The sequence below is a fragment of the Paenibacillus sepulcri genome, from assembly GCF_042647105.1.
In the GTDB taxonomy this organism is placed as follows: Bacteria; Bacillota; Bacilli; order Paenibacillales; family Paenibacillaceae; genus Paenibacillus_Z; species Paenibacillus_Z sepulcri.
The window spans coordinates 5,609,331-5,621,438 of the sequence record NZ_JBHRUP010000001.1; the positions used below are offsets into that span (position 1 = coordinate 5,609,331).

The window sequence follows — 12,108 nt, forward strand, 5'->3', positions numbered from 1 at the left end:
CAGGATTTACATATATAATTTGACGATGTGTTATAGGCGCTGGTACAGAGCATGACCATTCTCTCACCGGCGCATTTTCTCTTTCGATTGAGAATAGGCAGCTCAATTGGTATTAATTATCAAAGCTGTGAATCCCCGACTATTAATTGAACCTTCAGATATTCCAAACGGAGCTAAAGCAATAATTGTAAACGAATAATTATAAGTTCCTGGTCCAGGGGTATCCACCCAAGTGAGGCTGGTCGTAACCGTTACTTGTTCAAAATTCGGCTGACCTGCACTTTGAAATACCGCGTCATTATCAACAGTGACAATGTCCCCGGGATTTCTGGATATAAAGCTATTCACCGAATAACTTTGAACACTGAGAAAATCAATATTGGAAAATGCGTCTAATTTCACGACTTGATTCGATTCCAGAATAATAGGTGGTAGTGTTAGTTCAATCATTGCAAATGGTATTTCATCCGGGTTACTCACAAAAGGAACAGGGTCATTGCTTCCTGTAAATCTAACGTCAACAATTCCTGCAGGACCAGCTGGTCCTATAGGGCCGACAGCTCCAACTACCCCTGCGGTGCCAACAGCCCCGGCTGCTCCAACTACCCCTGCGGTGCCAACTGTGCCGGCTGCTCCAACGCTGCCTCCTGACCCTACGGCCCCTGCGGTTCCTACTGAGCCTGCTTGACCTATGGCACCGACGCTGCCCGCCGAGCCAACAGAACCTACCGAATCTATGGGGCCTAAGGCCCTTTCCGGAATAATTACCTTTAAAAATTGTTTTTTTACGACAATTTGCCTTTTACTCCTCGGACGTTTTATTCTTTTTGAAGGGCAGGCTTTAGCTTTTTTTTCTTTACAGATCTTTTGTTGATTAACATGAGGACGACCCAATGCTACCGCCTCCTATAATTTTTCTGTATACTATTCCTTTTGTCTAATAGGGGGCACGGACGTTTGTCTTGCGATTAATAGACGACTATCTATTTCTTATGAAAACTTGATTGTTGACAGGGGCCGATTCGTTTTATATAATTTCCGGCTAGTTGTGTGTGAAATCAAAACAAGCATGAGGCGGCCGGTTAGATTTTTCAAGTTGTGATTACTGATTGTTGACTGCCAGGAGCAAGTAAATGAGTTTTCGTATGCCTTCGTCGGTTCGAAACTTGTCTCATCAAACTGATCAAAAAACAAAATGCAGCCCCTTTTCCAGGGCTGCATTTTCATTGCTTGATGTTTTTTTACGGTTAGGCTTCGTCTTTCTTTTCCTCTATAAAGCCTTCGATACTGTTTTTACGACGTTCGTTTTTAGCTTCAATTTGCTGCTTCTCTTCAGAAGTAATCTCTTCTGCGTGCTCGTCAAGGTAATCCTCGGCTTCTTGCAAATTAGCCTCAGTGTGATCGATATGTTTCTGCAGGTGAACTTCATTATCCTCACGATTATCCGGTTTGGCCAAAGTAATTCCTCCAATGCTTCATAAATTCCATTTTATGATGTCCTGAATTGCGGATGTTATGCATACATAAATGCTGCTTATGCGCTTTAGGAAGTATTGTAATTAAAATCCCGCTTCTTTTTATACACACATTTGTGTTATCCTTATATGTCACAACGTAAAGAATGAATGAAGAATATATCGTTGTTGAACTAAGGAGATAAAATGACATTTAATGAATTGAATCTTATACCTGCGATTCTGAAAGCATTAACCAAAGAGAACTATACGACGCCCACGCCGATACAGGAGCAATCGATTCCGGCGGTGCTCGCCGGCAGAGATTTACTGGGCTGCGCCCAAACCGGAACGGGGAAGACGGCCGCATTTTCTCTGCCGATTATCCAGCTATTAAGCCAACAGCAAAGTAAAACCCATACGCAGCGCCGCATTCGCTCCTTGATCCTGACTCCGACAAGAGAGCTTGCTCTTCAGATTGCGGAGAATATCGGGGCGTACAGCCAATACACCACTTTGCGCTGCTCGGCTATTGTGGGAGGCGTTTCGCAAAAAGCCCAGGAGCGGGCGCTGCATCAAGGCGCGGATATTATTATTGCCACTCCCGGCCGGCTCATCGACCTGATGAATCAGAAGCGTATTGATCTGCAGCATGTCCAGATTTTGGTTCTGGATGAAGCCGACAGAATGCTGGACATGGGCTTTATTCATGATGTGAAGAAAATCATCGCCAAAATTCCCGCCAAACGGCAAACGCTGTTCTTCTCGGCTACAATGCCGCCGGAAATCACCAAAATGGTCAAAGCGCTGCTGGTGAATCCTGTGAAGGTGGAGATCATTCCGGAGTCCAATACGGTCGACAGGATCCGGCAATCGATCTATATGGTGGACAAGGCTAACAAGCAGAATCAGCTGATTCACATTTTGCAGGATAAATCCATCGCTTCGGCACTGGTATTTACCCGCACCAAACACGGCGCTGACCGTGTCGTGCGCGACCTGATGAGAGTGAACATTTCGGCTCAGGCTATCCACGGGAACAAATCCCAGAACTCGCGCCAGCTGGCCTTGAGCAATTTCAAGAGCGGCGCAACCCGGGTGCTGGTCGCGACCGATATCGCCGCAAGGGGAATCGACATCGATGAGCTGTCTCATGTAATCAACTTCAATCTCCCGAATATCCCGGAAACCTATGTCCACCGGATCGGCCGAACCGGCAGAGCGGGACACAGCGGCGTCGCGATCTCCTTTTGCGAAATGGATGAAATTCCGTTTCTCAAGGATATTGAGAAATTGATCGGGAAGACCATTCCCGAAGTAAAGGATCATCCTTATCCGATGCAGATGACGGCTCAGCCTGCCAAAATGCAAGGATCAACGGCATCAGCTGTCGCGACGAAACCGGCAAGACCGGCAAGACCCGCCAAGCCGAAGGCAAATCCGCCGCTCAAGCCCCGCTCGGAATGGTTTAGAAAAGGAAGCAAGACAAGCAGATAAGATTAAATTTCATCGTTACACCTAAGCCACACTTCGCTGAAGTGTGGTTTTTTCTGCATATAGACAGCCATGACCCAATTAGATTACTCCTTTCTCATGATTTTCCCCGCTTGCGTCCGTTTCCCGTGTGCCGGAATTCATTTAAGATGGAAGTTAACGACAAGGAAGCAACTTGGAAGCTAAGGCTGAAGGAGGGAATAACGAATGAATGAAGCGGCCATGAATGTGCTTGTTGTGGACGATGAACCCAAGCAGCGCCGGGGGCTGGCGGCTATGATCCGTTCGCTGAGGCCGGACTACCGGATATGGGAAGCCAGGAACGGCCGGGAAGCCTTGGAGTTCTGTGAGGCGCGGACCTTCCAAATCGTCTTCACAGATATCCAGATGCCGCTCCTGGACGGATTCCGGTTCGCGGAGCTAGTGAAGAAGGAGGGCTGCCTGCAGCCAAAGCTTGTGTTTGTTAGTGTTTTTCACGAGTTCGGCTATGCGCAGCAGGCCATTCGTCTGGAAGCAGCGGACTATCTGGTTAAGCCGCTTGATCCCACACAGCTGATCCAGCTGCTCGGGAAGCTGGAGAGCGTGATTGCCGATGAATTCTCCGCGAGGCTTGAGAAGCAGCAGTTGACCACACAGCTGGCGCAAACCCTGCCTGTTTATCTGGAGCGTCTCTTGTATCTATGGATTACGAACCGGCTGCAGCCCGCAGATTGGCAAGAGCTCCAGCGGCATTTTGCCTTGAGGGGACGAGCAACCGCGCTCATTGCCGAAATATCTGTAAACGCAAGCAGCGATCATACCGAGGAATTGAAATATGTTTTCGGACGAATGCTCGCGAAGAACGTGGAGCACAGTTGTGACCCTATCGTGTTCACTCCTCCTGAAGAGAAGCGCCAGCTGATTATCATTCTGAAATGGAAGCAGGATGCCGACCCGGCTGAAGCTCTGAAGCGCATTCGTACCATGCTGCCGCAGCTGCAGGCTTTATACGGGGAAACGATCCGGATAGGAGAAGGATCCGCATGCGATCAAGTGGAGGCCGAAGGCAGCCGCTCTTATGAGAAAGCCAAGTCCATGCTGGAAAACCGCTTTTACCTCCATGAGGAGATTTGGTTCAATGAAGAGCTCCTGCAGACGAAACTTATGAAAGCGGTTGCTAAAAACAATAATACCTCTGTGCGAAAAGAAGCCCAGGCGCTGGCTGAAGCGGTCATGGAGGCTGATCCGTTGAAGGCGGCTGATGCGCTGGATATGCTTCTGGACAAACTGTCTGCGGCATTCCCGGGGCCCTTTCATTTGAAATGCGTTGTGATTCAGAGGCTTCTCTCATGCCTGCAACCGGCTGAGACCGTTATGGAGGAGGCTACCTACCGAAGCTTAATCTCGCGTTTGGAGGAGGGAATCATGCGTGCGGAATTGTATGCGGATGTAAGAAGAATCGCCCATGAGCTGTTGAATGTCGCGCTCCGGGGAATGAAGACGGACAGAGAATCGCGCAAGGACATCATTATGCAGAAATGCAAGGTCTTCCTGGAGGAAAATCTTCACGAAGATCTGGGCCTGGATATCGTCGCGCAGCGGTTTTTCTACAACCCGTCCTATTTCAGCTTTCTGTTCAAGCATCATTTCGGGATGTCCTTCACCGATTATCTGGTCAAATCGCGTATGCAAAAGGCGAGAAGCCTGCTGCTGCAATCCGAAGATAAAATTAACGAGATCGCGCGCAAGGTGGGCTATAAGGATATCAAATATTTCAACAAGGTGTTTAAAAAATCGTTCCTGTGCGCGCCGGAGGAATTCCGCAGAATGTTTAATCAACCATAATAGAAAGAGGCTGACAGCTATGTCCTTGCCGCGCAAGTTGGCCGAATGGATCGTCAATTCCAGGTTTCGCATCAAATTAATGCTGTCCTATTTCTTCCTGGTAAGCTTCATCATTCTGATTCTCGGGTTCGCCTATTATCAAATCAGTGCCCGCAATATGCTGGATAATGTCAAGGAGAGCGTCAGCAATGTCGTGATGAACAATAATCTGCTGCTGGAGGGTAAGCTGCAGGCCATTCGGGATAATACCGACGTGCTGCCGATCGATAATGAGCTCTACGAAGTCCTTGCCGGGGTCGATCCGAAGAACACGGAATCATTGCTGAAAACAGACCGCCGCATCACGCAAATCCTGTACAAGTATTTCGGACGGAGCCCGGAAGTGTATTCCTCGTTTGTCATGACCCGTTTCTACAGCTTCGGCAATAATGCCCAAATGTACGTGCCTGCGGACGCATTTTATGGAACGGATTTGGTCCGGCAAGCCCGGAGCGGGCAGGGCAACCTGATCTGGATCCCCACCTACTCCTTCGCCGACATCTATAAGCAAAACGATATGAGAACGCTCAGCTTCGATTACAATGAGCTGTTTTCCGCAGTCAAAGAGCTTTACCAGACTTATATCGACAATGATGGCGCTTTTCTCACGCTGCCGGCAGGTGTAGAGAAGCCTATTCTGTTGTTGAATTTCAAGCCGGAATTTATCCGGCAGGTATTCGAGGATTATGCCCGCAAGAATGAATATGCCAATGTTTCCTTCGGCGTGATCAGCAGGGAAGGCTCCGTTGTGACCGATTCCAATGAAGAAGGCATTCCGCGAGCGGGCAATTCCGCCCCTTCCTGGTTGAGCGAGGCCCGTTCCATGCGGGAGGGCAGCTTTATCAAAACCGTCGATGGCAGGAAGACGCTGATCTGCTTCGATTTGATGGAAAGCACGGACTGGCTTTCCTATATTCAAATCCCCGTCGATGACGCGCTGCATGATCTGAATGCTCTAAAGCTGTATTCGATCGTTTTTCTGGTGCTGATGCTGCTCGTATCCGCCCTATTCGCGTATCTGCTCTCGATCTTCATCACGAGGCCGATTATCCGCATCAAGAAAGGAATCAAGCTGATGGAAAGGGGCAATTTCCAGGTATTTATTCCAGGCGAAGGCCGGGATGAATTCGGCCATCTGATCCAGAAATTCAATCAAATGAATGAGCGGATCCACGAGCTTATCGAACAAAATTACGCCTCCCGGATCAGGGAAAAGGATGCCGAGCTGATGGCGCTTAATTTGCAGCTGAACCCGCATTTTTTGTATAACACCTTAACGACCATTTACTGGATTGCGGTTGAGAACAAGCAGGATGAGATCAGCCGGATCATGCTCAGTCTGGCGGAGATGCTGAAGAGCACGACCCGGAACAAGAACGAAACCTGGCCCTTGCGTACGGATTTGGACTGGTTGAACAGATATATCTACATTATGGGAAGCCGCTTTGAGGACAAGTTTACGGTAACGATCAAGATGGAGGAAGACATGCTTGAGGCTGAGGTTCCCAAGCTGTTTCTCCAGCCTTTTGTGGAGAATGCCATCATCCATGGCTTCGAGGAGATAGAGAGCGGCGGATCTATTCATATCAGCGGATGGCTGGAGGGGAATTCGCTCCTGTTCTCGGTCGAAGACAATGGAAAAGGGTTCGACCAGCCAAGCCTGGAAGGCTTTCGAAATGGGCAAAGCCGCTTAACGGGCATGCAGAATGTGGACAAAAGGATCAGACTGCTTTATGGACCGGAGTTTGGCGTCGAAGTCATTTCACCTCCAGGCGGGGGAGCCACCATTCTTGTCCGTATCAGCGGCCATAACCGTAAATCCAATGAAAAGCTCCAAATCCAATGATTTTCGAATTGAGCATGATGAAAACGCTTGCTAACATGGAGAGGCCAAAGGCTGCAGCGATGGCAATGTACGTTGACGATGGAGGGGGAGCGAAAGCGGATGCGAATGCAACGAATATGGAAAATGAACAGGTGGGTTCTCGCGTTAAGCATAGTGCTGTTATTGGCGGCATGTGGAACATCCAATTCAACCGATCCAAGCAGTGAAAGCGCTGCATCCACGAATGGAGAGAATGCCGATGCGCCGGCGAATGCCGGCAAGCAGGAAGAGGTTACCCTGACCTATGCAACCTGGGGATCTCCGAACGAGAAGAAGGTTCAGGAGGAGATGGCCAAGAAATTCACGGAGCTCCACCCCCATATCAAAATTAAATACATGCACATCCCCGGCGATTATGTCACCAAGCTGACGACGATGTTTGCAGGCAATAACGCGCCGGATGTATTCCCGCTGTACAAAACCCAAACCCTGCAGTGGGCAGAGCAGGGAAAGCTGTATAACCTGAATGATTTTCTGGCGAGCGATCCTGACCTGAACAAGGATTCTCTCATTCCCAATGCCATCATGTACTGGGACCAGGATAAGGTAGCAGGCATTAAGGTGGCGGAGGAAGCCTTTGCTCTATTCTACAATGCGGATATGTTCACGGAAGCGGGAGTGGAGCTTCCGCCAACCTCGGCCGAGCAGGCCTGGACATGGGATGAGTTCCTGGATACAGCCAAGAAGCTGACGATTGACAATAAAGGGAATAATGCGCTTAGCGCGGAATTCGATCCGGCCAATATCCAACAGTATGGCGTCCGTTTCAACACATGGATGTGGCATTTGATGGTTCCCTCCAATAATACCAGCGTTATTGCCCCTGGCGGTGACAAGCTGAATCTGGAGGATCCTGCCGTTATCGAGGCCGTGCAGAAGCTTGCCGATCTGGTGCATGTGCATCATGTAGCGCCTTCGACGACCCAGGAGAAGAATATGCCTTCACCGGCCATTGCGCTGCAAAGCAAGAAAGTGGCCATGGATCTGGACGGCCAGTGGGTGCAGCTTGATCTGGGCGCGGCCAAGGTCAATTACGGGGTAGGCGTGCTGCCAAAGCTGAAGGAAAGCAAAACGATTCTGTTCGGCGAGCCCGAGGTCATGTCGGCGACAACCAAACACCCGGAAGAAGCATGGATGTTCTACAAATTCCTGCTTAATGCCGAGAGCGGTCTCGAGATGCATTCGAGCGGCTTATGGATGCCGGTCATGCGGGATTGGTACACGCAGCCGGATCTGATTGCCAAGTGGGCTGAGGTGAAGCCGGGCCATCAGGATGGCTTCAAGGATGCCGTCATGCGGCAGACGCTGGAGAACGGCGAGAATTCATTCGACTATTATCTGAAAAACTCGGATAAAATCAATGCCATTCTTACGCCGGCGCTCGACCAGGTATGGCTCGGCAAGAAAAGCGTCGAGCAGGCTTTCAAGGAAGTTTCAGCCAAGGCCAATGCGGAATTTAAAGGAACTTACCCCAAGGGATAAGGACGCCAGGCATTCGCCCGCAGCGGGCGGGTGCCTGGCTGTTACATGAATTCATTCAATAGAAAGCGGGGGATGAGGGTGCAATCTCTATCGGCGCTAAGGAGAAAAGAAAACCGTCTTGGCTGGCTGTATGCTTCGCCTGCCATTCTGGGCTTTGCCATTTTTGTGCTCGGCCCCATGGCTGCCAGTCTCTGGTTAAGTCTGACCGACTATCAGGTGGCCAGCAGCCCCCATTTTGTCGGCTTCGATAATTACGCCAGTCTTTTCAATGGCACAGACACCTTCTTCTACAAGTCGATCGGCGTTACCTTCTATTATGTCATGCTGAGCGTGCCGCTCCAGATTATCACGGCTTTCTTCCTGGCTGTTCTGCTCAATCAGAAGGTAAAGGGACTCGCCGCGTTCCGGGTAATCTTCTATCTGCCGACCATTGTTCCGCTTGTGGCCTCATCAATGGTATGGCTGTGGCTGCTGGACCCTGACCTGGGATTCCTCAATACGATACTGCGCTCCTTTCATTTGCCGGAGAGCCAGTGGATTTACAGTGAGACAACGGTCATTCCTACACTGGTAATGATGAGCTTATGGACCGTCGGCGGCACGATGATCATATTCCTGGCTGCCCTTCAGGATATCCCGAAGCATTATTATGAAGCGATCGAAATTGACGGAGGCAGCTCTTTTCACAGACTCGTGTATATCACCATTCCGCTTGCGACTCCCAGCATTTTCTTCAATGCCATTATGGGCCTTGTAGGCGGCTTCCAGGTGTTTGTGCAGCCGTATACGATGACCGGAGGCGGCCCGAACGATTCGAGTCTCTTTTATATTTTCTACTTGTTCCGGGAAGCGTTCACCTTCTCGAATATGGGCTATGCCTGCGCCATCGCCTGGGTGTTGTTTATCATCATCATGCTCTTTACCGTCCTGCTCTTCAAATCGTCGAAGAAATGGGTTTATTACGAGAATGGGGGGGCATAGCGGGACATGGCACTCAGACGCGGTTTATACCGGACATTGCTGTATGGGGTTCTGGTTATCGGTTCCCTGATCTGTTTGTTTCCCTTCTACTGGCTTCTGCGCAGCTCGCTGATGGATTTGAGCCAGATTTTCGTGGTCCCGCCCAAATGGATTCCGTCGCCGTTCAACTTTGATAATTTCAGACAGCCTTTCGAGGTGCTGTCGTTTGAGCGTTATTTTCTGAACACCTTTATCGTGGTGGGCGGCGTTCTGGCCGGGGTACTGCTCTCAAGCACCATCTCCGCCTACAGCTTTGCACGGATGAAATGGACGGGGAGGGACAAGATGTTCGCTCTTCTGCTGAGCAGCATGATGCTGCCCTTTGCGGTGACGCTGATTCCGTCCTTCATTGGCTGGCAGGCTCTGGGTCTTGTAAATTCGTATGCACCGCTCATTGTGCCGGCTTTTTTTGGCGGCGGGGCGTTCAATATCTTTCTGCTGCGCCAGTTTTATATGTCGATCCCCAAGGAACTGGATGAAGCCGTATTCGTCGACGGGGGTTCGCATTTCACAATCTTCAGCAGGATTATTCTGCCGCTTTCCCGTTCTGCCGTGCTTGTAATCGGTCTATTTTCCTTCCTGGGGACATGGAACGATTTTCTGGGGCCGCTCGTCTACCTGAATGATGAAGTGAAGTTTACGCTTGCTCTTGGGCTTCAGCAGTTCCGGGGCATGTACAATGCGGAATGGGGAGTTCTGATGGCGGCCTCGCTGCTGGTGCTGCTCCCTGCATTGATTGTATTTGCGATTGGTCAGCGTTATTTTATGGAAGGAATCGCATTGACCGGGATTAAAGGATAATGGATGCAACACAGCTTGTGATGGCCGCTGTTTGGGGGAAATTAGGACTGGGTATAATTTCTTATAAATAGATGATCAATTTATGAGGGAGCCGAAGCCACGATGGATAGAAATCATACGATGATGCAATTTTTCGAGTGGCATGTCGAGTCCGACGGCAAGCATTGGAACCGGCTCAAGGAGCTTGCCCCCAAGCTGAAGGAGCGGGGGATCGATTCGGTATGGATCCCTCCTGTAACCAAAGGAACCTCCGTCAACGATACGGGGTACGCGGTATATGATTTGTACGATCTGGGAGAGTTTGACCAGAAAGGGACGGTCCGCACGAAATATGGTACGAAGCAGGAGCTGCTGGAAGCTATTTCGGTCTGCAGGGACCACGGCATCGCCATCTATCTGGATTTGGTGATGAATCATAAAGCGGGCGCCGATGAGAAGGAAGTGTTCCAGGTGATTGAGGTCGATCCCAACGACCGGTTGAAGGAAATCTCGAAGCCCTTCGACATCGAAGGCTGGACGAAATTCACCTTCCCGGGACGGGGGGACAAATACTCCTCCTTCAAGTGGAGCTTCGAGCACTTCAACGGGACGGACTATGATGCCAAGGCCAACCGGTCAGGCATATTCCGGATCACCGGCGAGAATAAGGTATGGAATCATAACGTCGACGATGCCTTCGGCAATTATGATTATTTGATGTTTGCCAACATTGATTACAACCATCAGGCAGTCAGGAACGAGATGATTTCCTGGGGCAGGTGGCTGGCCAATGAGCTGAAGTGCAGCGGGTACCGGCTTGATGCGATCAAGCATATTGACCGCAATTTCGTGAAGGAATTCGTAGAGCAAATGAAACAGGAGCATGGGGAGTCTTTTTACGTGGTAGGCGAGTTCTGGAACTCCGATCCCGGGGCCTGCCAGGAATTTCTTGAAGAGGTGAACCATGGGCTTGACTTGTTTGACGTCTGTCTGCACTACAAGCTGTTTGAAGCCTCGCGGGCCAAGGGCGAATTTGATTTGACCAAAATCTTCGAGAATTCGCTGGTGGCCACTCATCCGCTTAACGCGGTGACGTTCGTCGATAATCATGATTCCCAGCCCAATGAAGCGCTTGAATCATGGGTCGAGGACTGGTTCAAGCAGATCGCCTACTCCCTGGTGCTGCTGCGGAAGGATGGCTATCCATGCGTGTTCTATGGCGATTATTTCAAAATCGGCGGGGATGAGACGATCGAAGGGAAGAAGGAGGCGATCGATCCTCTTCTGTATGCCCGTTACCATAAAGCGTACGGGGAACAAAAGGATTATTTTGACGATCCCCATGTTGTGGGCTGGGTGCGGATGGGCGTGAGTGAATTTGCCGGCTCCGGCTGCGCCGTCGTCATCTCCAATAAAGCGGAAGCATTCAAACGGATGTTTGTCGGTGAGCGCCGCGCCGGTGAGATATGGGTAGATCTGACCAATACGCGGAAGGATCATATTGCCATTGAGCAGGATGGAAATGCGAATTTTCCGGTGAATGGGGAAAGCGTGTCGGTGTGGGGACTTCCGGAAGTGCCGGTTAAATAAAGCTGAAGATTACACAGGCAGCGGCCTTCTCCATGTGGAGAGGGCCGCTGTTTGCGTGCGATTGGATTATGTCGGGGACCTGCCTGATATTAATCGCTAATCAATGCGGAGACGTTTCGCTGCATGGGCAGTCTGCTTCTGAAGCGGCAGCGCAGGAGTCTTTCAAGTCCTGCTTATCATCCGGGAGTTCGACCCACCGGGAAGCCCAGGTGGATATTACGTTGAAGAGCGGCGCAAGGGCATAACCTTTATCCGTTAATTTATATTCAATCCGAACGGGTGTTTCAGGATAAACATCACGACGTATAATGCCTTCAGCTTCAAGCTCCTTCAACCGGTCCGAGAGGACCTTCCCGCTCAAATTCGTGACCGAGTTCTCAAGATTGACAAAGCGGTGCGGGCCGGAAAGCAGCTGGTAGACGATCATGGCATTCCAACGTTTGCTTAACAGCTCAATGGCCTTTGCGAACCGGGGACAATCCTGCTGATCTATCATCTTCATCACCTCATCTGACTTTCATTATACCTCTTTGAACCCTG

Annotated in this window: 10 protein-coding genes; 7 read left to right on the plus strand and 3 right to left on the minus strand. The window is 50.2% G+C overall.

From position 1 onward, the window contains the following. Nucleotides 1–102: 102 nt before the first annotated feature. Nucleotides 103–894 (minus strand): hypothetical protein, encoded by a 792-nt coding sequence (locus ACFOLF_RS24580; protein WP_210044896.1) that lies wholly within the window; start codon nt 892–894, stop codon nt 103–105. A gap of 353 nt (nt 895–1,247) precedes the next feature. Beyond that, on the minus strand, nt 1,248–1,457 hold the full coding sequence (gene tlp, locus ACFOLF_RS24585; protein ID WP_210044897.1) for a small acid-soluble spore protein Tlp: 210 nt from the start codon (nt 1,455–1,457) through the stop codon (nt 1,248–1,250). A gap of 204 nt (nt 1,458–1,661) precedes the next feature. Between tlp and ACFOLF_RS24590 the strand changes: the two genes are divergently transcribed. From ACFOLF_RS24590 to ACFOLF_RS24620, 7 genes are all read left to right on the plus strand, one after another. Further along, nucleotides 1,662–2,951, plus strand: a complete 1,290-nt coding sequence (locus tag ACFOLF_RS24590; protein WP_210044898.1) for a DEAD/DEAH box helicase — start codon at nt 1,662–1,664, stop codon at nt 2,949–2,951. 204 nt (nt 2,952–3,155) lie between these two features. Continuing rightward, complete coding sequence (locus tag ACFOLF_RS24595; RefSeq protein WP_210044899.1) at nt 3,156–4,772, plus strand: response regulator; 1,617 nt, start codon at nt 3,156–3,158, stop codon at nt 4,770–4,772. A gap of 19 nt (nt 4,773–4,791) precedes the next feature. Further along, nucleotides 4,792–6,657, plus strand: a complete 1,866-nt coding sequence (locus ACFOLF_RS24600) for a sensor histidine kinase (RefSeq protein WP_210044900.1) — start codon at nt 4,792–4,794, stop codon at nt 6,655–6,657. A gap of 99 nt (nt 6,658–6,756) precedes the next feature. Continuing rightward, nucleotides 6,757–8,178, plus strand: a complete 1,422-nt coding sequence (locus ACFOLF_RS24605) for an ABC transporter substrate-binding protein (RefSeq protein WP_379114223.1) — start codon at nt 6,757–6,759, stop codon at nt 8,176–8,178. Nucleotides 8,179–8,256: 78 nt separating this feature from the next. After that, entirely contained in the window at nt 8,257–9,159 is a 903-nt protein-coding gene (locus ACFOLF_RS24610) for a carbohydrate ABC transporter permease (protein WP_210044949.1), read from the plus strand. A 6-nt stretch (nt 9,160–9,165) separates the two neighbouring features. After that, nucleotides 9,166–9,999 carry a carbohydrate ABC transporter permease gene (locus ACFOLF_RS24615; RefSeq protein WP_210044901.1) on the plus strand — a complete coding sequence of 278 codons (834 nt, stop codon included), beginning with the start codon at nt 9,166–9,168 and terminating at the stop codon, nt 9,997–9,999. A gap of 102 nt (nt 10,000–10,101) precedes the next feature. Continuing rightward, complete coding sequence (locus tag ACFOLF_RS24620; RefSeq protein WP_210044902.1) at nt 10,102–11,568, plus strand: alpha-amylase; 1,467 nt, start codon at nt 10,102–10,104, stop codon at nt 11,566–11,568. A gap of 100 nt (nt 11,569–11,668) precedes the next feature. On the opposite strand, the gene ACFOLF_RS24625 is transcribed toward ACFOLF_RS24620, so the two are convergent. Next, nucleotides 11,669–12,064: a winged helix-turn-helix transcriptional regulator gene (locus ACFOLF_RS24625; protein WP_210044903.1), complete on the minus strand. Its 396-nt coding sequence runs from the start codon at nt 12,062–12,064 to the stop codon at nt 11,669–11,671. Between the last annotated feature and the right edge of the window lie 44 nt (nt 12,065–12,108).